The following is a 21,387-nucleotide window of genomic DNA, read 5'->3' as shown; positions in this document are numbered from 1 at the left end:
ATGGCCCCCATGCGCAGAGCCCTCGCCCTCCTCCTCGTCCTCGCCGCCTCCCCCGCCATGGCCGAGGAATCCTGCACCGACCTGATCGACCGGGTGCAGCGGGCGACGGGGGCCGCAGTGGCCGAGCGCAGCGCCGATTTCGCCCGGTTCGAGGCCGGTCCGCAAACCTCGCTGACGCTCTCCTGCGCGGGCGCCGACGCCTCGTCCGTCGGCGCGCAGTACCGGGGTGAGACCCCGCCGGAGGCCTACGACACGGTGTTCGTCCAGGCCGGCCACGCGATCACGGGCATCGCCCCGGATCGCCTGCGGGACGCCACCCGGCAGGCCCGCGAGGGCGCGCAGGCCAAGCGCCACAGCACGATCGAGGTGGACGGCGCCCGCGTCACCTGCGCCTTCATGCGGAAAGAACAGGGCCCGCTCACCCTCTGCGCCGTGATCCAGCGCCCCGGCGCGTGATCGACGCGCTCCGTCGGCGCGTCAGGGGTTTCGAAAGGGCGAGCCCTTTCGCGGGTCCAGGGCAGAGCCCCGGTTGAACGGATGCCGGGGTTCCACCCCGGCGCCCCGCCAAAGGGATGATCCCTCTGGGATCCCAGACTCAGTTCGTGGCCGTGCCGTGCAGCACCGCCGGGGCGGAGTCCTCACCGTCCAGCGTTCGGGCGACCGCGCGGGCGACGTTGACGAGGGCGGTCACCATCGGCGTCGCCGGGTCGCGGCGCGGGGCGACGAGGCCGATGGCGTGGCGCAGGTCCGGCTCCACGATCGGGATCGCCCGCAAACCCTCGGTCGGCCCGAGCGCGTCGGCGAGGATCGCCGGCATCACGCTCGCCCATTGCAGGGTGCGCACATGGGTCATCAGCACGACCATCGAGTTGGATTCGAGCGTGGGGGCCGGCTCGCCGCCCGCCGCGCGCATCTGCTGATCGATGATGCGCCGGTTCTGCATGTTGGGCGTCAGCAGGCAGAGTGGGATCTTGGCGAGTTCCGCCCAGGTGACGCTGGCCCGGTCGTCGTAAGGGCCGCCGGCGGCGGTGAGGAGCTGATAGTGCTCCGTGTAGAGCGGCACGGCGGTGACGCGCCCGAGCGGCTCGTTGTCGAGATAGGTGAGCCCCGCATCCGCCTCGAGATTGTCGATCAGCGAGAAGATCTCTTCCGAGGTGGTCGAGATCACGCTGAAGCGCACGTTCGGGTAGCGGGCGCGATAGGGCGTGGTCAGCGCCGCCACCATCGGCAGGGCGGTCGGTACGGCGGCGATGCGCAGGTGGCCGGTGAGGCCGCGGCGGAGCGCGGCCACGTCGTCCTGCATCGCGCGGGCGTCGCCGACGATGCGCCGGCCCCAGGCCAGCACCCGGTCACCCTCCGGCGTGAATCCCTGGAAGCGTGAGCCGCGCTGGACCAGGCGGACGCCGAAGCGGTCCTCCAGGCTCTTCACCCCGGCCGAGAGCGTCTGCTGGGTCACGCCGCAGGCCTCCGCCGCGCGCCCGAAATGCTGCTCGCGGGCGAGCGCCAGGAGGAATTCCAGCTTATCGATCACCTGAGAACCGTCCCGATACCCGCAGGGAGGGCAGAGCCCCGCATTGGTAGGACGATCGGGGGACGCTCCTCAAGCCGAGGGACGGCGACGGGATTCAGCCCGCGTCGCTGGCGCCCTCGCCCGCGAGCTGCGGATTGCGGGTGGCCGGGCGCACCGGGCTCTCGGCCGCCGGCTGCTCGTGCAGGGCCTTATGAACCAGGGCATCGAGCCGCTCGCCGGCCTCGTCGGCGTAGCCTTCGAGGTCGCGGCGCATCTTCGGCGTCCAGAACGCCACGATGTGGTTGTGGATGCCCGCCACCGCCTCCGTCTCAGGGTAGGACCGGAAGAACAGGGCGATCTGGTTGGCCATCCGCACCAGCTTGTCGTTCGGGTTCGTTGCGCTCATCGGCGGACGACTCGGCTCTCTCTGAATGGAGCGCATCCCACCCCTGTCCCTCATCCTGAGGTGCCGCGCAGCGGCCTCGAAGGAGGGCTCCAGGGATCGCGCGTGCTCTGGAGCCCTCCTTCGAGGCCTCCGCCTTGCTCCGGCACCTCAGGATGAGGGGGAGGGTGGGAGAGGAGCGGGCCGTAGCCCGCTCCCCAGTCCCAAAAGCCTACTCCGCCGCTTCCGCGATGCGGGTGAGCGAGAAGTCCTCCTCGTAGAACTTCGCCTGCCAGTCGGAGGGCCGGTTCGTGCGCCGCACCTGCACCGCCGTCACCTTGTATTCGGGGCAGTTGGTGGCCCAGTCCGAATAGTCGGTGGTGATGACGTTGGCACCGGTCTTGGCATGGTGGAAGGTCGTGTAGACGATCCCCGGCTGCATCCGCTCGGTCACCTTGGCCTTCAGCGCGATGTCGCCCGAGCGGCTCTCCAGCGCGACGAGATCGCCGTCGACGATGCCGCGGACTTCCGCGTCGAAGGGATGGATCTCCAGCACGTCCTCCTCGTGCCAGCGGGAGTTCTCGGTGCGCCGGGTCTGCGCGCCGACATTGTACTGGGAGAGGATGCGGCCGGTGGTGAGGATCAGCGGGAACTTGCCCGTGGTCCGCTCGTCGGTCGCGACGTACTCGGTGATCATGAAGCGGCCCTTGCCACGCACGAACCGGTCGACATGCATCATCGGGGTGCCGAGCGGCGCCTTCTCGTTGCACGGCCACTGGATCGAGCCGAGTTCCTCCAGCTTCTGGTAGGAGACGCCGGTGAAGCTCGGGGTGAGCGCCGCGATCTCGTCCATGATCTCGGACGGGTGGGTGTACGCCATCTTGTAGCCGAGCGCGTTGGCGAGCAGCACCGTGCCCTCCCAGTCGCCGTAGCCGCCCATCGGGGCCATCACCTTGCGCACGCGGGAGATGCGGCGCTCGGCGTTGGTGAAGGTGCCGTCCTTCTCGAGGAAGGAGGCGCCCGGCAGGAAGACGTGGGCGTACTTCGCGGTCTCGTTCAGGAACAGGTCCTGGATCACGATGCACTCCATGGCCTTCAGGCCCGAGGTCACGTGATGGGTGTCGGGGTCGGACTGGGCGATGTCCTCGCCCTGGATGTACATGCCCTTGAACGTGCCGCCGACGGCCTCGTCGAGCATGTTGGTGATGCGCAGGCCCGGCGCGTTGTCGAGCTTGGCCCCCCAGATCGCCTCGAAGCTCTCGCGGGTGGCGTCGTCGGCGACGTGGCGGTAGCCCGGCAGCTCGTGCGGGAACGAGCCCATGTCGCAGGAGCCCTGCACGTTGTTCTGGCCGCGCAGCGGGTTCACGCCCGCACCCACCATGCCGATATTGCCGGTGGCCATGGCGATGTTGGCCATGCCCATGACCATGGTCGAGCCCTGAGAGTGCTCGGTGACACCCAGGCCGTAGTAGATCGCCGCCTTGCCGCCGGTGGCGTAGAGGCGGGCGGCCTCGCGGATCGCCTGCGGATCGACGCCGGTGATCGCCTGCGCCGCCTCCGGCGAGTTGCGCTCCTCGGCGATGAACCGGGCCCAGGACTCGAACTCGGCGAGGTCGCAGCGCTCGCGGACGTAGTCCTCGGCGATCAGGCCTTCCGTGACGATGACGTGGGCGAAGGCGTTGATGAAGGCGACGTTGGAGCCGGGCTTCAGGGGCAGGTGATAGTCGGCCTGGATGTGGGGCGACTTCACGAGGTCGATCTTGCGCGGATCGGCGACGATGAGGCGGGCCCCCTCGCGCAGGCGCTTCTTCATCCGCGAGCCGAAGACGGGGTGGCCGTCGGTCGGGTTGGCGCCGATGACGAGGATCACGTCGGATTCCTCGACCGACTTGAAGTCCTGGGTGCCGGCGGAGGTGCCGAGCGTGGACATCAGGCCGTAGCCGGTGGGCGAGTGGCAGACGCGGGCGCAGGTATCGACGTTGTTGTTGCCGAAGGCGGCGCGCACCAGCTTCTGGACGAGGTAGGCCTCCTCGTTGGTGCAGCGCGAAGAGGTGATGCCGCCGACCGAATCTTTTCCGTATTTCGCCTGGATGCGCTTAAACTCGCTGGCCGCATGCGCGATGGCTTCATCCCAGGAAACCTCGCGCCACGGATCCGTGATCTTCTCGCGGATCATCGGCTTGGTGATGCGGTCCTTGTGGGTGGCGTAGCCGTAGGCGAAGCGGCCCTTGACGCAGCTATGGCCCTCATTCGCCTTGCCGCCCTTGTAGGGCACCATGCGGATGACCCGGTCACCCTGCATCTCGGCCTTGAAGGCGCAGCCGACGCCGCAATAGGCGCAGGTCGTCACCTCGGAATGCTCGGGCTGGCCGTAGAGGTGGACCGTCTTCTCCTGCAGGGTCGCGGTCGGGCAGGCCTGGACGCAGGCGCCGCAGGACACGCATTCGGACTGCATGAAGTTGGTGGGGCCGGCCGCCACACGGCTGTCGAAGCCGCGGCCCTCGATGGTCAGCGCGAAGGTGCCCTGCGTCTCCTCGCAGGCGCGGACGCAGCGGTTGCAGACGATGCACTTCGACGGGTCGTAGGTGAAGTAGGGGTTGGACTCGTCTTTCGGCAGGTAGCGGTCGGAGGTCGGCTTGACGTGGTTGTCGCCGTCATAGCCGTAGCGCACCTCGCGCAGGCCCACCTGGCCGGCGGTGTCCTGCAATTCGCAATCGCCGTTGGCGGCGCAGGTCAGGCAGTCGAGCGGGTGGTCGGAGATGTAGAGCTCCATCACTCCCTTGCGCAGGCGGTGCAGCTTGTCCGACTGCGTGTGCACGACCATGCCGTTCTCGGCCGGGGTGGTGCAGGAGGCAGGCGTGCCGCGCCGCCCGTCGATCTCCACCAGGCACATGCGGCAGGAGCCGAACGGCTCCAGCGAATCCGTCGCGCACAGCTTCGGGATCTTGGTGCCCATATGCATCGCCGCGGCCATGACCGAGGTGCCCGCGGGCACCGTCACGCTCTCGCCGTCGATGGTCAGCGTCACCGTCTGCTCGTTGAGCCGGATCGGGGTGCCGTAGTCGATTTCCTTGATGAGGGTCATCGGCTGCCTCCTCACTCGGCCGCGACGGGCAGATCGCCCGCGCGCCGAAAATCCTCGGGGAAGTTGGTGATGGCGCTCATCACGGGCATCGGCGTCAGCCCGCCCATGGCGCAGAGCGAGCCGTCGGTCATGATCTCGCAGAGATCCTCGACGAGCTTGAGATTGGCCTCCGGACGGATGCCGGAGATGACCTTGTCCATGGTCTCGACGCCGCGGGTGGCGCCGACGCGGCAGGGGGTGCACTTGCCGCAGGATTCGGTGGCGCAGAACTCGAAGGCGAAGCGGGCTTGCTTGGCCATATCGACGGTGTCGTCGAACACGACGATGCCGCCATGGCCGACGAGGCCCTTCTTGGCCGCCATCGCCTCGTAGTCGAGCGGCGTGTCGAGCAGTTCGTCGGGGAAGTAGGCGCCGAGCGGGCCGCCGACCTGCACCGCGCGGACTGGACGGCCCGAGGCGGTGCCGCCGCCGAACTCGTCGATCACCTGACGGATGGTGATGCCGAAGGCGTACTCGATCAGCCCGCCATGCTTGATATTGCCGGCGAGCTGGATCGGCAGGGTGCCGAGCGAGCGGCCCATGCCGTACTCGGCATAGGCCTTGGCGCCGTGCTCCATGATCCACGGCACGGCCGTGAAGGTCATGACGTTGTTGACCAGCGTCGGCTTGCCGAGGAAGCCCTTCAGCGCCGGGATCGGGGGCTTGGCCCGGACGATGCCGCGCTTGCCCTCGAGGCTTTCCAGCAGCGAGGTCTCCTCGCCGCAGATATAGGCGCCGGCGCCCAGCCGGACTTCCAGATGGAAGCTCTTGCCGCTGCCCAGGATGTTGTCGCCCAGCACGCCGGCCTTGACGCCGTTGGCGATCGCGTCGCGCAGGGTCTTGAAGCTCTGCGGATATTCCGAGCGGCAGTAGATGTAGCCCCGCGTCGCGCCGGTGGCGACGGCGGCGATGGTCATGCCCTCGATCAGGTTGAAGGGGTCACCCTCCATCATGATCCGGTCGGCGAAGGTGCCGGAATCGCCCTCGTCGGCGTTGCAGACCACGTATTTCTGGTCCGATTGGGCCAGCATCACCGTGTTCCACTTGATGCCCGCCGGGAAGCCGGCGCCGCCGCGCCCGCGCAGACCCGAATCGCGCACCTGGGCGACGACGCCCTCGGCCTCACGCTTCAGCGCCGCTTCGAGACCGCGGTAGCCGCCATGCGCCCGATAATCCTCGACGGAGACCGGATCGACCACGCCGCAGCGGTGGAAGGTGAGGCGGTGCTGACGCGCGAGGAACGGAATCTCCTCGGGCTTGCCGAGGCGCAGCGCGTGCGCGCCGCCCTGGACGAAGCCGGCGTCGAGCAGGCCCTCGACATCGGCCGGCGTCACCGGGCCGTAGGCGATGCGGCCCTCGGAGGTGGCGACTTCGACCATCGGCTCGAGCCAGAGCAGGCCGCGGGTGCCGGTGCGGACGATGCGCACGTCGAGGCCGCGGCGCTCGGCTCCGGCGAAGATCGCGCGGGCGACGCGATTGGCGCCCAGCCCCAGGGCGACGGCGTCCTGCGGGACGTAGACGGTGATGCTCACGCGCGGGCCTCCTTGAGGGCGGCGTCGAGGGATTCGGCGGAGAGGCGGGCCAGCGGCTCGTCATCGACCAGGGCGGCCGGACCGTTGGCGCAGAGGCCGAGGCAGTAGACCGGCTCGACGGTCACGCCGTCGGCGCTGGTGCCGTGCCAGTCGCAGCCCATCCGCGAGAGGATCTCGCCGTGGAGCCGGTCGGAGCCCATCGCCTGGCAGGCCTCGGCCCGGCACAACTTGACATGGTGGCGGCCGGCCGGCGGCTCGCGCCGGAAGTCGTGGTAGAAGGTCAGGCAGCCATGCACTTCGGCGCGGGACAGGTTCAGCGCATCGGCGATCATCGGAACCGCCTGAGCGTCGACGTAGCCGAACGTTTCCTGCAGAGCATGCAATATAGGGAGAGTCGCGCCCTCCAAGGATTGCAGCTCGGCCACGATCCCAGCGGCGCGCGTGGCGTTCCAAGGCTCGGGACTAGCCATGTTTTCCTGCCCAACTTGGTTTTGTTCTAAGACCCGATCCAACCAGGGCCAGCACTAAAGTTCAATCAAGCTGTCTCGTGGCTCGACAAAAAAAATCGATCAAAATGCCTCGGTTGCGGTGCATCATCCGCTCAATCGTAATTCAAATTTCTTTTGAACCTGCGCCAAATTTTGCTTTTCTCCTACGGAGCAGCGGTTGCGGACGCGGATCCAAGCGTCTTGAAAGCGTCTCACGCGAAGGCCCGGGATCACAGGGCGCATGGCTGCCCGCAGCCCTCGAAAGGCTTCCAGAGAGACGGTGTGACAGCGAAGCGTTCGAACGAATCGATGCGGCGGATGCGAGCGGTGGCAGGGCATCGGAGCGGGGCTCCGATGCCGAGAGGCGCGTCGGCAGACGATAAGGGCCGCGTTTTTCGTTCCCGAGACCCGGCCGGAACGGTGAACCGTCTCAGCTCTCGATCGCGGCGTAGGTGAGGACGCGCAGCTCGCGGCGCAGGGGCAGGGCGGAAGAGGGGACGAGCTGGGCGAGCAGCAGCACCGCCAGGTCCTCGTCCGGATCGATCCAGAACGAGGTGCTCGCCACCCCGCCCCAGGACACCTCCCCCGGCGTGCCGAGGATCTGCGCCCGGGCCGGATCGAGCATCACCGAGACCCCGAGCCCGAAGCCGATCCCGGCATAGGAGGATTCGGCGAAGCGCGGCTGGCCCATGGCCGCGAGGTCACCGGGCAGGTGGTTCATCAGCATGAGTTCGACGGTCTTGCGGCCGAGGAGGCGCACGCCGTCGAGTTCGCCGAGATTGAGGATCATCCGGCAGAAGCGCAGGTAGTCGGCAGCCGTAGAGACGAGACCGCCCCCGCCCGAGGCCAGGGGCGGCGGCGCGAGGAATCGGCTGTCGGCGCTGTCGTCGTAGAGGCGGAGCCGGCCTTGGCGGTCGAAGGCGTAGTTCGCCGCGAAGCGCGCCTGCTTGTCCTCCGGCACGAAGAAGTCGGTGTCGTCCATGCCGAGCGGGCGCAGGACGCGGTCACGCAGGAAGTCGGCGAAGTCGATCCCCGACACCACCGCCACGAAATGGCCGAGCACGTCGGTGGCCACCGAGTAGTTCCACTCCGCCCCCGGCTGGGCCAGCAGCGGCTGCTGCGCGAGCTTTGCCACGAGGTCGGCGAGCGGCAGGGTCGAGGTCTGGAAGTCGATCTCGTTCTGTCGGTAGAGCGCGTCGACGAGGGTCGCCTCCATGAAGCCGTAGGTCAGGCCGCTCGTATGGGTGAGGAGGTCGCGGATCGTGATCGGACGCAGCGCCGGCTCGGTCTCGAGTCGCGCCCGGTTGCCGCCGGTCATCACCCGCATCTCCGCGAATTCCGGCAGGAAGCGCGCGACCGGATCGTCGAGCTGGAACCGGCCCTCCTCGTAGAGCATCAGCACCGCGAGCGAGGTCAGCGGCTTCGTCATCGAGTAGATGCGGGTGATGGTCTCGGCGGCAAACGGTCTTTCCCGCGCGAGATCCGCGTGACCCTGCGCGCGGAAGAAGGCGGTCTTACCGCCCCGCAGCACGCTCACCGAGAGGCCGGCGAGCCGCCCGCTCTCGACGTAGCCCCGCATCCAGGCATCGATCCGTTCCAGGCGGTCGGGGCAGAGGCCGACGTCTCGGGGATCGGTCTCGACCTGCATGCACGGCTCCTCACGTTCCTGTCGCAAGGCCGGTGTAGCGGCCTCGGCCCGAGCGGCGCCAGCCCGAAAGCCGTCACCAGCCCATCGTGCCGGGCCCGCCCTTGAACGGGCCGACGAGCCCCGGCGTGATCCAGCCGCCGTAGAAGCCGCCGGGCTGCGGCGCGGCCCGCACGTCGCCGACGAGGCAGGACTCCATCGGCCCGGCATAGAAGGCGACGTAGCCGGCGATGGGCCGGAAGCCCGGCGTCGGGTCGGGATAGGCCCAAGCCGCCCCCGGCGCCCGCTCCGCGCCGCCCGCCACGTCGAACAGCACGGCCCGGCCTTTCCACTCACAGATCCCGGCCCGGCGGGCAGGCCCGAGCACCCCTGCCGCGATATCCTGCGGCGGGAAGTAGTAGGTTGGCGGGTGGCTCGTCTCCAGCACGCGGAATCCGGCCGTGGTCGCGGCGATGGTCCGGCCGCCGAGGACGACCGTCAGGCGCTCCGGCACCGGTTCCAGCCGGGGCGGGCGGGGATAGTCCCAGACGCTCTCCTGTCCCGGGCCGGGGCGGATGGGGATGGGGCGCACGGGTTCCTCCGTTGGTGTCGCATCACCGGTTTGTTGCAACCGACCCTCATGCTAGCGCAGGGACAGCCCGAGAGAAGGACGACGCCGTGAGCGAGACCGCAGACTACGCCCTGTTCCTCGATTTCGACGGCACCCTGGTCGAGATCGCCCCGCGGCCCGACGCGGTGCAGGTCGATCCCAGCCTCGTGCCCGCCCTGGAGCGGCTGCGCGAACGGCTCGGCGGTGCGCTCGCCATCGTCACCGGCAGGCCTGTCGCGGTGATCGACGACTTCCTGAACCCCGCCCGGTTCGACGTCGCCGGTCTGCACGGGGTCGAGCGGCGGGTGGACGGCACCCTGAGCGGCGGACGGCCGGAGGATCATCCGGACCTGCGCGCGGGCGTCGAGCGGTTGCACGCGGAGACCGCCCGCTACGAATCGGTGCTGATCGAGGACAAGGGCGCCTCGGTCGCAGTGCACTGGCGGCTCGCCGCGCCGGGCGACGCGCAGGCGGCGGAAGAGATCGTCAAGGCGGTCGCGGCCGATCTCGGCTCGGCCTACCGGCTCCAGCTCGGCAAGGCCGTCGGTGAGATCGTGCCGGCCGCCGCCACCAAGGGCCACGCCATCCGCGCCTTCCTGGAGGCCGCCCCCTATACCGGCCGGCGCGCCATCTTCCTCGGCGACGACCGAACCGACGAGATCGCCTTCGCCTCGGTCAACGAGGATGGCGGCATCAGCGTGCGCATCGGCGACGGCGAAACGGTGGCGAGCCGGCGCCTGGCCGACCCGGCCGTGGTGCGCGCGCTGATCGCCGCCTGGGCCGAGGGCGCGCCGATCGACCCGGACGCGCTGCCCGCGGCCTGACACCATCAACCGCTTGTCGAACGGCCCGCGCACCCTCTGTTAAGGTCGCGGCAAAACACGACGCGAAGCGAGAGGCGGATGTTCGAATTCCCGGTGCTGATCGGTGATATCGGCGGGACGAATGCCCGCTTCGGCCTGATCGAGACGAAGGGCGCGCCGCCGCGGCTTCTCTCCCGCGAGGCGACCCACGGCCATCCTCATCCGAGCGCGGCGATCCGGGCCTCCCTGGCCCAGGCCGGCGGACCCGCGCCGCGCTCAGCGATCCTGGCGATCGCGGGCCGGGTCGATGCCCCCGCGGTCCAGCTCACCAATGCCGACTGGCTGGTGGATGCCGCGGCCATCGGACGGGATTTCGGGCTCGACCGGGTCGCCCTCGTCAACGATTACGTGCCGGTCGCCGCCGGCGCGGCCGGCATCGCGCCCGACGAACTGACCCCGATCGGCCCGGAGATCGGCGAGGCCCGCGGTCCCCGTCTCGTGCTCGGGCCGGGCACCGGTTTCGGTGCCGCCGCGCTGATCCCCTACGAGGATCGTCTCGCCATCGTCTCCACGGAGGCCGGCCACACCGATCTCGGACCGACGGATGCCGAGGAAGCGGAGCTTTGGCCGGCGGTGGAGCGCGTCGAGGGGCGGGTGACCGTGGAGACGCTGCTCTCCGGTCCGGGCCTCGCCCGGCTCTGCGCCGCGATCCGCGCGGTGCGGGCGGGCGGCGACGGCTCGCTGTGCGATCCGGCCGAGATCACGAGCAGCGGCCTCTCGGGCGCGGATCCGCACGCGCACGCCGCGCTCGCCCTGTTCGGCAAGCTGCTGGGCCGGGTCTGCGGGGATCTGGCGCTCACCTTCCTCGCCACCGGCGGGGTCTATATCGGCGGCGGCATTGCCCCGCGGATCGTTTCGATCCTGCGGGAGGGCGCCTTCCGCGAGGCGTTCGAGCGCAAGGCGCCCTTCGCCGAGCAGATGCGGAGCATCCCCACCAGCGTCATCACCGTGAAGGACCCGGCCTTCAGCGGCCTCGCGGCCCTGGCCAGCGAGAGCGGGCGCTTCGTCTACCACGGGCAGGCCTGGACCCCGGGGAGCTAACGCGCACGCCCCCCTGGCGCCGGCCGAACGGTCTGTTAACCATGGGTCGCGATAAGCTCGACCGTCCGGCCCGCCTCGTCCCGAGACGGCCGGAGCGTGGAGCCGCCCAGAGTCCCGACCATGCGCGCCAAGCCTTTCCTTTGCGCCCGCCTCCTCGTCCTCGCCGGGGCGCTCGCCGTTCCGGCCGGGGCTGACGCCGCGCCGCGGGCCCACAAGACCAAGGCGGCGCCCGCGGGCGTCGCGGTCGATTACAGCGTCAATCTTGCCGGCATTCCGATCGGCAACGCCCAGCTCACCGGCGCCTTCGACGGCGCGCGCTACCGCATGGACGTTTCGGCGGTGCTGACCGGCCTCGTCGGCGCGGTGACCGGCGGGCAGGGCTCGGCCCGCTCCTCGGGCAGCATCGCCGCCGCGCCGCTGCCGAACGCCTTCTCGATCGCCACCCGCACCAGCAGCTCGGGAATCGCCGTGCGCATGGCGCTGGCGAACGGCAACGTCACCCAGGCCGAGGTGACCCCGCCGCTCCTCGATACCGGCGACCGGGTGCCGGTCACGGCCGCGGCCAAGCGCGGCGTGATCGATCCGGCCAGCGCCCTGATGATGCCGGCCCGCGCCCGGGCCGATCTCACCGACCCGGAGAACTGCAACCGCACGCTCCCCGTCTTCGACGGCGCGACCCGCTTCAACGTGGTCCTGAGCTACGGCGAGACCCGACAGGTGGAGAAGCCCGGCTACAGCGGCCCGGTTCTGGTCTGCAACGCCCGCTACGTCGCCATCGCCGGCCACCGGCCCGACCGGCCGGGGGTGAAGTTCATGGAAGAGAACCGCGACATGTCGGTCTGGCTCGCGCCCGTCGAGGGAACACGGGTGCTGGTGCCGATGCGGATCGCGGTGCGCACGACGCTCGGCACCAACATCATCGAGGCGACCCGCTGGTCGCGGACCGGCACCGCGACCGCCGCCACCGGCGAGGCGCAGCCGGCCGCCATCGCCGATGCGAGCCTGTCGCAGCGGTAGCGGACACGCTCTGACGTCGGGCGATCAAGCCGAGGCTCGGTCATGTCCGCGATTTCATTGCGGCGAGTGCTTAGAAGGCTGCCTCGTCTCGCGGATTCCACGCCTGTCGTTCCGGGGCGCCGAAGGCGAACCCGGAACCCACGACCGGCCTCGACGGGCAACGTTCGCGGCGCATCACGGGTCGTTTCCGGGTTCCGCTGCGCGGCCCGGAATGTCGGTGGTGAGGGACCGAGTAGAGTCGGGAGGTGGCATGAAGCCCGAGATCCGAAATCGTCTCGCCGCCCTGTCGATCATTGTGGCATCGCTGTCGTCCGGCTGGGCGGTCTGGCTGATCACCCATCACACGGCCTCGGCCCTGCTCTGCGCCCTGATCGCCGTTCCCGTATTGGTGAGCTTTTACAGCGGTCTGGCTTGGGCTTTGGGCTGGCCTCCGCCGAAGTGGAGCGATGTCTGGGCGATCGGCTACCTGCTTCCCTGACCCAAGCCCAGTCGCCGGACCCGGACCGATCAGAGCCTCCTTTTGCGACCTCTTACGAAAGGCATCCTCCACTTTTCGGGAGGATGCTCGCCCAAGAGAGGCCGTCGAGAGGAGTACGATGCTTCGGTTTGCAACCGCCGTGACCGGCAAGAAGCCTCTCCGGATCGCCTGCCTCGCCCTCGCGCTCCTCGCCCCGCCCGTTGCAAAGGCCGGCGAATCCCTCTCGACCGGCCCCGATTGCGGCCCCGACGCGTTCTCCTCGGCTCAGGTCATCGAGCATCGCCCGCCCCGCCGCGGCCCGCTGACGGCGATGCCCGACACTCTCTGCACCGACCTGACGCCGCAGCAGCCGCAGCCGCGGATCGACATCCTCGTCACGCCCGGTCTCGGGGCCCCGGCTGGCGCACCGGGCTCCGGCATCCCATATGAGGGGAGGCCGCAGCGATTCCCTTCCTCCCGCTAGCGGCCGTCCTCCGTCGCAGGGCCCACACGCCCGGCTGCCCTTCGCTCCGCCGACGGCCTTCAGCGCCGTAGGGATCGCCGCTCCCCGCATGACGCTCCGCACCCTTCACCGCGAGGCCCGCGCGCGCGGGGTCACGGCGGTGCTCGGCCCGACGAACACGGGCAAGACCCACATGGCCATCGAGCGGATGCTCCTGCATCCGACCGGCATGATCGGCCTGCCCCTGCGGCTCTTGGCCCGCGAGGTGTATCTGCGCGTCGTCGCCAAGGTCGGCGTCGAGAACGTCGCGCTGGTCACCGGCGAGGAGAAGATCAAGCCGGACCGGCCGCGCTACTGGATCTGCACCATCGAGGCGATGCCGCGCGACCTCGAAGTCGCCTTCGTGGCCATCGACGAGATCCAGCTCGCCGCCGACATGGATCGCGGCCACGTCTTCACCGACCGCCTGCTCTACCGCCGCGGGCGCGAGGAGACGCTACTGATCGGCTCCGCCACCATGCTGCCGCTGGTCCAGGCGCTGATTCCCGGCGTTCAGACGACGACCCGCCCGCGTCTCTCGAGCCTGAGCTTCGCGGGCGAAAAAAAGATCTCGCGGCTGCCGCACCGCACCGCCATCGTCGCCTTCTCGGCCGAGGAGGTCTACGCCATCGCCGAGCTGATCCGCCGCCAGCGCGGCGGGGCGGCGGTGGTCTTGGGCGCGCTCTCGCCCCGCACCCGCAACGCACAGGTCGAACTCTATCAGTCCGGCGATGTGGACTACCTCGTCGCCACCGATGCGGTCGGCATGGGCCTCAACCTCGACGTCGATCACGTGGCGTTCGCCGCCAACTGGAAATACGACGGCACCCGCTTCCGCAAGCTGACGCCCGCCGAGATGGGCCAGATCGCGGGGCGCGCCGGGCGCCACACCTCCGACGGCACCTTCGGATCGACGGGGCGCTGCCCGCCCTTCGAGCCGGAGATGGTCGAGGCGCTGGAAACGCACGATTTCGAGCCCGTGCGCATGCTGCAATGGCGCAATCCCGACCTCGACTTCGCCTCGCTGGAGAAATTGCAGGCGAGCCTCGACGAGCATCCGCACGAGCAGGGCCTCACCCGCGCGCCCATGGGGGAGGACCAGCAGGCGTTCGAAATCCTGATGCGCGAGGACGACATCCGCGACATGGCCAAGGGGCCGGCGGCGGTGCGGCGGCTGTGGGACACCTGCGGCGTGCCGGACTACCGCAAGGTCCATCCGCAGACCCATGCCGACCTCGTGGCGCAGCTCTACCGCTTCCTGATGCGCGGCATGGCGGGGCGCATCCCCAACGACTGGTTCGCCCGTCATGTGGCGGCGATCGACCGGACCGACGGCGACATCGACGCCCTGTCCCAGCGCATCGCGCAGGGGCGCACCTGGACCTTCGTGGCGAATCGACCCGACTGGTTGCTCGATCCTCTGCATTGGCAGGGCGAGACGCGTCGGGTAGAGGACAGATTGTCCGACGCCCTGCACGAGCGCCTCGCGAGCCGCTTCGTCGACAGGCGCACCAGCGTCCTGATGCGGCGCTTGAGAGAGAAGACGATGCTGGAAGCCGAAATCACCTCCGGCGGTGACGTCACCGTCGAGGGTCAACATGTGGGCCGTCTTCACGGCTTCCAATTCGTGCCCGACCCTCAGGCCGAGGGCCACGAAGCCAAGACCCTGCGCTCCGCCGCGGAGAAGGCGCTGGCCGGCGAGATCGAGGCGCGGGCCGACCGCTTCGCCTCGGCCGCCGACGCCGCTTTGGTGCTCTCGCACGACGGCATCATCCGCTGGACCGGCGATCCGGTCGCCAAGCTGACGCCGGGCGACAAGCTGTTCGAGCCCGGCATCCGCCTCATCGCCGACGACAGCCTCGCCGGCGCGTCCCGCGAGAAGGTCGAGGCACGGCTGACCGCATGGCTGCGCGCCCATGTCGTGCGCCTGCTCGGACCGCTGATGGAGATCGAATCGGCGGCCGACCTCACCGGGCTCGCCCGCGGCATCGGCTATCAGGTGGTCGAGGCGCTGGGCGTGCTGGAGCGGGCCAAGGTGGCGCACGAGATGCGCAGCCTCGATCAGGACGGGCGCGCCAATCTCCGCCGCCACGGCGTCCGCTTCGGCGCCTACCACATCTTCCTGCCGGCGCTGCTGAAGCCGGCCCCGCGCACGCTCGCCGCCCAGCTCTGGGCGCTCAAGAGCGGCGGCCTCGACCAGCCGGGCCTCGACGAGATCGCGCATCTGGCCGGTTCGGGGCGCACCTCGATCAAGGTCGATCCCAACATCGCCAAGGGCCTCTACCGCGCCGCCGGCTTCCGCGTGTGCGGCGAGCGGGCGGTGCGCGTCGACATCCTGGAGCGGCTCGCCGACCTGATCCGCCCGGCCATCGCCTACCGTCCCGGCACCACGCCGGGCGAGCCCCCGGCCGGCACCGCCGACGGCGACGGGTTCGTGGCCACCGTCAACATGACCTCGCTGGTCGGCTGCTCGGGCGAGGACTTCGCCTCGATCCTGAAGTCGCTCGGTTATGTGGCGCAGTCGCGCCCCGGCCCGGCCATCACCGTGCCGCTGTTGGCCGCCGCCCCGACCGTCCCCGCCGCGCGGGCCGCCGAGGCCGCGCCGCAGGAGGCAGCCCCGGGCGAGACCGCACAGGACGGGACAGCTCAGGGCGAGACGGCTCAGGAGGGTGCGACCCAGGACGAGGGGACCGCGTCGCCGTCGCAGGACGCCGCCGCCGCGGATGCGTCCGCCGACGTCGCGGCCGAGGCGCCGACCGAAGCCGCGCCTCCGGAGGCCGAGCCGGCCCCGGTGGACGTGACCGAGGCATCCGCCGAGACGACAGCGCCGGAGCCGGCACCGGCCGAGGCCGCATCCGCCGAGGAGGCAGCGCCCGAGGCGGCCGCGCCGATGCCGGCCGAGACCGCGGCCGCCGCGGAGGACGCTGCGGCGACCGGGGAGGTCGAGGCCGTCGACGCCGCCGATTCGGCGCTGCCGACCGAGGCGACCACCGAGGCTCCCGCCGCGGAGACGGCGGCCTCTGACGCCGGCTCCGAGCCGGCCGAGCCGGCGGCCCCCGAGACCGTCGAGGTCTGGCATCTGCACCGTCCGCAGCGCCATGCCGGCCAGCGCCAGGGCCGCGGCCAGGGACGCCCGGATGGACGGCAGGATGGACGGCAAGAAGGCCGACAGGACGGGCGCCCCGATGGCCGCCACGGCGAGCGCCGGGGCGACGGTCCGCGCCGGCCCCGCGAGGACCGTCCGGAGGGCGGACGCCCGGCCCGTGCCGAGGGCCGGGGGGAGGGGCGCCGGGACAACCAGGGCGAGGGCGGTCCGCGCCGCGACCATCAGGGCCCGCGCAACCGGCCCGATCGCCGCGACGAGAACCGCCGTCCCAACGCCGAGGCGCGTCCGCCGCGCCGCGAGCGTCAGCCCGATCCCGATTCGCCCTTCGCCGCGCTGGCCGCGCTGAAGGCGAAGCTCGAATCCGACGGGGGCAAGCGCTGAGAGCGCTTCGCCCGAGCGCGGAATGAGCGAGGGCCGCCAGCGCCTCGACAAGTGGCTGTGGTTCGCGCGCTTCGCCCGGACCCGCTCGATGGCGGCCCGTCTCGTCACCGACGGTCATGTCCGCGTGAACGGCACCCGTGCCGATGCGCCGGCCAAGGCGGTCCATTGCGGCGACGTCCTCACCGTCGCCGCTCCCCACGGCACGATGCTGGTGCGGGTGCTCGATCTCGGCGAGCGCCGCGGCGGCGCGCCGGAGGCGCAGCGGCTCTACGAACCGGTCGGCGAGGGCCCAGCCTGAGCCTTTGCCGGAGACGTCGATCGCGGCAATTCTCTCGCCCGGCAAACCTGCCGCTTGATCATCGCCGCGCAAGCCTCTAAGCGGACCGCGCCTTTACGCCCGGCTGCGGCCGGTCCCGCGGTAGGATTGCACGATGGCCAAGGAAAAGTTCACCCGTTCGAAGCCGCACTGCAACATCGGCACGATCGGACACGTCGATCACGGCAAGACGTCGCTGACGGCGGCGATCACGAAGGTTCTGGCGGAGTCGGGCGGCGCGACCTTCACGGCCTACGACCAGATCGACAAGGCCCCCGAGGAGAAGGCGCGCGGCATCACGATCTCGACCGCCCACGTCGAGTACGAGACCACCAACCGCCACTACGCCCACGTCGACTGCCCCGGCCACGCCGACTACGTGAAGAACATGATCACCGGTGCCGCCCAGATGGACGGCGCGATCCTGGTCGTGTCCGCCGCCGACGGCCCGATGCCGCAGACCCGCGAGCACATCCTGCTCGCCCGCCAGGTCGGCGTGCCGGCGCTGGTGGTGTTCCTCAACAAGGTCGACATGGTCGACGACGAGGAGCTCCTGGAGCTCGTCGAGCTGGAGGTGCGCGAGCTCCTCTCCAAGTACGACTTCCCCGGCGACGACATCCCGATCACCAAGGGCTCGGCCCTGATGGCGCTCGAGGACAAGGAGCCGAAGATCGGCCGCGACGCCGTTCTGAAGCTGATGGAGACGGTCGACGCCTACATCCCGCAGCCGGAGCGTCCGATCGACATGCCGTTCCTGATGCCGATCGAGGACGTGTTCTCGATCTCGGGCCGCGGCACGGTGGTGACGGGTCGCGTCGAGCGCGGCATCATCAAGGTCGGTGAGGAAGTCGAGATCGTCGGCATCCGCCCGACGACGAAGACGACGGTGACCGGCGTCGAGATGTTCCGCAAGCTGCTCGACCAGGGCCAGGCGGGCGACAACGTCGGCGTGCTGCTGCGCGGCACCAAGCGCGAGGACGTGGAGCGCGGCCAGGTCGTGTGCAAGCCGGGTTCGGTGAAGCCGCACTCGAAGTTCAAGGCCGAGGCCTACATCCTGACCAAGGAAGAGGGCGGCCGCCACACGCCGTTCTTCACCAACTACCGCCCGCAGTTCTACTTCCGCACGACGGACGTGACCGGCGTGTGCACGCTGCCCGAGGGCACCGAGATGGTGATGCCGGGCGACAACGTGACCATGGACGTGGTGCTGATCGTGCCGGTGGCCATGGAAGAGAAGCTGCGCTTCGCCATCCGCGAGGGTGGCCGCACCGTCGGTGCCGGCGTCGTCGCCGCCATCAACGACTGATCTTTTTTGGGATTGGGTGCACGGGCCTGGCTCGTGCGCCTGCCTCGAAGCGCAGAACGGAAAAGGGCCGGCGTCATGCCGGCCCTTTTTTCATGTTGAGCCCAGACCGTCGGGATGCCGGCCGTCCCTCAGGTCGGCTGACCGAGAATCCCCAGGATCTCGCGGCGCAGGCGGATCAACTCGGGATCGTCGCGGTGGCGCGGATAGGGACGCTCGACGCCGATGTCGGCCCGGATCGCGGCCGGGCGGTCGGAGAGCACGATGACCCGCCGGGCCAGCACCAGCGCCTCCTCCACGTCGTGCGTGACGAGGAGCGCGGTGAAGCGCGTCTCCTGCCACAGCCGCAGGATCTCGGCCTGAAGGGCGAGGCGGGTCAGGGCGTCGAGCTTGCCCAGCGGTTCGTCGAGGAGGAGCAGGCGCGGCTCATTCACCAGCGCACGCGCCAAGGCCGCGCGCTGGGCCATGCCGCCGGAGAGCTGGTGCGGGAACACGTCGGCGAAGCCTTCGAGGCCGACGAGCCGGAGCGCCGCGTCGGCCCGGGCCGTGCGTTCCCCGCGGACGCCGCGGGCCTCCAGTCCCAGGGCCACGTTCCCGCGCACGGTGCGCCAGGGATAGAGCGTCGGATCCTGGAACACGAGGAGCCGGGACGGGTCGGGACCGGTCACCCGGGTCCCGTCGACGGTGATGCGGCCGGCATCCGGCGGCTCCAGCCCGGCGACGAGGCGCAGCAGGGTGGACTTGCCGCATCCGGAGGGGCCGAGCAGGGCCACGAAATCCCCCGGCGCCACGTCGAGGGAGAGCCGGTCGAGCACCGGCAGGGCGGCGCCGCGGATGTCGAAGGCGTGGGAAACGGCCTCCACCGAGAGGCGAGACCCGGCCGTTCGCGGCGGTGTCGCGGCGGGGCGTTCGAGGGTCGCGGCTACCATTGGACCAGCCCCTTCTGCCAGGAAAGCACCCGGTCGCGCAGACGGAACAGCAGGGTGATCAGCCCGGAGCACATCAGCGCCATCACGATCAGGGCCGCGTACATGTTGGCGTAGGCGGCCCATCCTTGCGCCCATTGCAGGTACCAGCCGAGGCCGGACTTCACGCCGAGCATCTCGGCCACGACCAGCACCGCGAAGGAGCCGCCGAGCCCCATGAACAGCCCGACGAAGACGTGCGGCAGCGCCGCCGGGACCGCGACCCGCAGGATGAGGAAGCCCGGCGAGGCCCCGAGCGTCCGCGCCACGTCGAAATAGGCCTTGTTGACGCCCGCCACGCCCGACCAGGTCAGCACCGTGACGGGAAAGCCGGTGGCAAGCGCGATGAGGAAGGTGCTCGCCGACCACGAGGAGGGGAAGACGAAGAAGGCGAGCGGCAACCACGCGGTCGCCGGCAGCGGGCCGACGAAGCGCAGCACCGGATGGGCCCAGTAGCCGACCGCCTTCGACCAGCCGATGGCGACGCCCAGACCGAAGCCGAGCCCGGCACCGATGAGGTAGCCCCCGGCCAGGAGCTTCAGCGAGGCCAGGATGCTGCCGCCGAGCTTCGGCCAATCCTCCCAGAACACCTCCAGGATCGCCTGGGGCGGCGGGAAGAACGGCATCGGCAGGAGCGCAAACTTCGCGGTGACCAGCTCCCAGGCGAGGAGGGCGAGGGCCGCGAGCGTCAGCCAGGGCGTCCAGTGCGCCAGCGCGGCACCGGCCCGGCCGAGATGGCCGGAAAAGGCCGAGGCCGGCGGCAGCGCCAGCCCAAGGCCGAGGGCGCCGGCGGCGAAGGCGGCCGTGTAGGGGAAGTCGCCGTCTTCCGGCAGGGCATAGGTCGCACCGGCCAGGAGGAGCCATGCGGCCGCGGCGGCGGGTCCGCGCAGGGGCGGGCGCGGGAGCCGGCGGGCAGCGGCGTGCGGGGGAGCGCTCGCGAGAGCGGTGAGACCGGCCATCGCGCCCTCAGCTCAGCACATCGGCATAGACGCGCTCGGCGAACTTCGCCGTGTCGGTCGTGCGCTTGAGGACGTTCACCTGCTTCAGCTCGTCGCCGTAGAGAACGAGTTGCCGCTTCAGGTCGGTACCGACCGGGCGGTCGCCGTGGTGCTGGCTCTTCAGCATCGCGGCGAGATCCTCGATCGAGCCCTTGCCGCCATAGCCGGAAAAGATCCGGGCCGCGTCCTCCGGATTCTCGTGGACCCGGTGCCCCGCCTCCAGCACGGCGCGGGTCAGCGCGGCGGCGGCGGCGCGGTCGCCCCGGATCAGGCTGCCGCGCACGGCGACCACGCAGCAGGTGCGGTCGGCATATTCGCCCGACAGGTTGGTGGCGACCTCGGCGAAGCGCTCGTCCTTGCGCCAGATCCAGGTGCGCGGGTCGGCATCGGCGAGGGCCTGCGCCTCGCCCTTCTCGACCGCGAGGTTGAGGAGATCGGCCGGGTAGGGACGCCACTCGACGCCGTTCTCCGGGTCGATGCCGGCCTTGGCGAGCAGCAGGCCGAAGAAGTTCTTGGCCGGGCTCGCATGATCGCTGATGGCGATGGTCTTGCCCTTGAGCGCCGCGACCTCGGTGATGCCGGCCGCCTTCGCCCCGAGCAGCCGCAGGCAGCCGCCGTGCAGGCCGGCGGTGATCTTGACGTCGAAGCCCTGTTCGAGGGGCTTGAGCCATCGCAGGGCCATGCCGATGCCGGCATCGGCCTTGCCCGTGGCGATCGCCTCCAGCAGCGCCTCGGTCGAGCCGCCGAAATTGACGAATTCCACATCGAGGCCGTGGGCGGCGAAGATGCCCCGCTCCTTGGCCAGCGGCGCGGCGGCGGTGCAGATCGCGGTGGCGTTCCAGGCCAGCTTGATCGGCTTCAGCGGGCCCGTGGCCGCACCGTCCGCAGCGGCCGGGCGGCAGAGCGGGCCGGGATCGAACGGCTGGGATGGTCCGGGCCCCCAGGCGCGGCTGCCGCTCACCCCGAGCCCGAAGGGCAGGGCCGCCGCCGCGGCGCCGGCGCGCAGCAGGAACCGGCGCGACGGCAGGAGGCCGGGGCGCGGGGGGGCGTCGGTCATGGTCGTCTCCGAGGGCCGCGCGGGACGCGGCGGGGGCACGGACAGGGACGCGCGAAATCGCTCGGCCATGGGCCGGGGCGGCGTCGCACATCGCGATGGGGAACGGCTCTT

19 protein-coding genes are annotated in these 21,387 nt (G+C 70.5%); 9 read left to right on the top strand and 10 right to left on the bottom strand.

Features of this window, described 5'->3' with window-relative positions; translation table 11 throughout:
- The first annotated feature begins 9 nt into the window (after positions 1-9).
- Complete coding sequence (locus HNR51_RS04015; RefSeq protein WP_041372180.1) at positions 10-456, top strand: hypothetical protein; 447 nt, start codon at positions 10-12, stop codon at positions 454-456.
- A 139-nt stretch (positions 457-595) separates the two neighbouring features.
- On the opposite strand, the gene HNR51_RS04010 is transcribed toward HNR51_RS04015, so the two are convergent.
- The 7 genes from HNR51_RS04010 to HNR51_RS03980 all read right to left on the bottom strand — a co-directional run bounded on the left by HNR51_RS04010 (position 596) and on the right by HNR51_RS03980 (position 9,252).
- Entirely contained in the window at positions 596-1,531 is a 936-nt protein-coding gene (locus HNR51_RS04010) for a LysR family transcriptional regulator (protein ID WP_182554053.1), read from the bottom strand.
- Positions 1,532-1,625: 94 nt separating this feature from the next.
- Positions 1,626-1,916 carry a formate dehydrogenase subunit delta gene (locus HNR51_RS04005; protein ID WP_182554052.1) on the bottom strand — a complete coding sequence of 97 codons (291 nt, stop codon included), beginning with the start codon at positions 1,914-1,916 and terminating at the stop codon, positions 1,626-1,628.
- Positions 1,917-2,124: 208 nt separating this feature from the next.
- Complete coding sequence (gene fdhF / locus HNR51_RS04000; protein WP_182554051.1) at positions 2,125-4,977, bottom strand: formate dehydrogenase subunit alpha; 2,853 nt, start codon at positions 4,975-4,977, stop codon at positions 2,125-2,127.
- Between the two features lie 11 nt (positions 4,978-4,988).
- Complete coding sequence (locus HNR51_RS03995) at positions 4,989-6,548, bottom strand: formate dehydrogenase beta subunit (protein ID WP_182554050.1); 1,560 nt, start codon at positions 6,546-6,548, stop codon at positions 4,989-4,991.
- Complete coding sequence (locus HNR51_RS03990) at positions 6,545-7,018, bottom strand: formate dehydrogenase subunit gamma (RefSeq protein WP_012456606.1); 474 nt, start codon at positions 7,016-7,018, stop codon at positions 6,545-6,547. The genes HNR51_RS03995 and HNR51_RS03990 overlap by 4 nt, the downstream gene beginning before the upstream one ends.
- Positions 7,019-7,466: 448 nt before the next feature.
- Positions 7,467-8,684: a serine hydrolase domain-containing protein gene (locus HNR51_RS03985; RefSeq protein WP_182554049.1), complete on the bottom strand. Its 1,218-nt coding sequence runs from the start codon at positions 8,682-8,684 to the stop codon at positions 7,467-7,469.
- Positions 8,685-8,757: 73 nt separating this feature from the next.
- Positions 8,758-9,252, bottom strand: coding sequence for a DUF427 domain-containing protein (locus HNR51_RS03980; RefSeq protein WP_152278560.1), 495 nt, complete (start codon positions 9,250-9,252; stop codon positions 8,758-8,760).
- Positions 9,253-9,338: 86 nt separating this feature from the next.
- On the opposite strand from HNR51_RS03980, the gene otsB reads away from it, so the two are divergent.
- The 8 genes from otsB (at position 9,339) to tuf (ending at position 18,259) form a co-directional block, all read left to right on the top strand.
- Positions 9,339-10,094 (top strand): trehalose-phosphatase, encoded by a 756-nt coding sequence (gene otsB / locus HNR51_RS03975; RefSeq protein WP_012456603.1) that lies wholly within the window; start codon positions 9,339-9,341, stop codon positions 10,092-10,094.
- Positions 10,095-10,172: 78 nt separating this feature from the next.
- Positions 10,173-11,174, top strand: coding sequence for a glucokinase (locus tag HNR51_RS03970; RefSeq protein WP_182554048.1), 1,002 nt, complete (start codon positions 10,173-10,175; stop codon positions 11,172-11,174).
- Positions 11,175-11,294: 120 nt separating this feature from the next.
- A complete protein-coding gene (locus tag HNR51_RS03965) occupies positions 11,295-12,191 on the top strand; it encodes a DUF3108 domain-containing protein (RefSeq protein ID WP_182554047.1) in 897 nt (298 codons plus the stop codon).
- A gap of 250 nt (positions 12,192-12,441) precedes the next feature.
- Positions 12,442-12,669 (top strand): hypothetical protein, encoded by a 228-nt coding sequence (locus tag HNR51_RS03960; protein ID WP_182554046.1) that lies wholly within the window; start codon positions 12,442-12,444, stop codon positions 12,667-12,669.
- Positions 12,670-12,787: 118 nt separating this feature from the next.
- Entirely contained in the window at positions 12,788-13,132 is a 345-nt protein-coding gene (locus HNR51_RS03955) for a hypothetical protein (protein ID WP_182554045.1), read from the top strand.
- A gap of 88 nt (positions 13,133-13,220) precedes the next feature.
- On the top strand, positions 13,221-16,637 hold the full coding sequence (locus tag HNR51_RS03950; protein WP_182554044.1) for a helicase-related protein: 3,417 nt from the start codon (positions 13,221-13,223) through the stop codon (positions 16,635-16,637).
- A 22-nt stretch (positions 16,638-16,659) separates the two neighbouring features.
- Entirely contained in the window at positions 16,660-16,935 is a 276-nt protein-coding gene (locus HNR51_RS03945) for an RNA-binding S4 domain-containing protein (RefSeq protein ID WP_012456597.1), read from the top strand.
- Positions 16,936-17,068: 133 nt separating this feature from the next.
- Complete coding sequence (tuf, locus tag HNR51_RS03940; RefSeq protein WP_012456596.1) at positions 17,069-18,259, top strand: elongation factor Tu; 1,191 nt, start codon at positions 17,069-17,071, stop codon at positions 18,257-18,259.
- A gap of 128 nt (positions 18,260-18,387) precedes the next feature.
- On the opposite strand, the gene HNR51_RS03935 is transcribed toward tuf, so the two are convergent.
- The 3 genes from HNR51_RS03935 to HNR51_RS03925 are packed head-to-tail and all read right to left on the bottom strand — an operon-like array spanning position 18,388 to position 21,276.
- Positions 18,388-19,185, bottom strand: coding sequence for an ABC transporter ATP-binding protein (locus tag HNR51_RS03935; protein ID WP_141953890.1), 798 nt, complete (start codon positions 19,183-19,185; stop codon positions 18,388-18,390).
- On the bottom strand, positions 19,179-20,180 hold the full coding sequence (locus HNR51_RS03930; protein ID WP_182554043.1) for an ABC transporter permease: 1,002 nt from the start codon (positions 20,178-20,180) through the stop codon (positions 19,179-19,181). The genes HNR51_RS03935 and HNR51_RS03930 overlap by 7 nt, the downstream gene beginning before the upstream one ends.
- A gap of 7 nt (positions 20,181-20,187) precedes the next feature.
- A complete protein-coding gene (locus tag HNR51_RS03925) occupies positions 20,188-21,276 on the bottom strand; it encodes an ABC transporter substrate-binding protein (RefSeq protein ID WP_182554042.1) in 1,089 nt (362 codons plus the stop codon).
- Positions 21,277-21,387: the final 111 nt, after the last annotated feature.

The organism is Methylorubrum thiocyanatum, assembly GCA_014138645.1.
In the GTDB taxonomy this organism is placed as follows: domain Bacteria; phylum Pseudomonadota; class Alphaproteobacteria; order Rhizobiales; family Beijerinckiaceae; genus Methylobacterium; species Methylobacterium thiocyanatum.
Note: the sequence above shows the minus strand (reverse complement) of the source record. Positions and strands in the feature narration are given on the sequence as shown.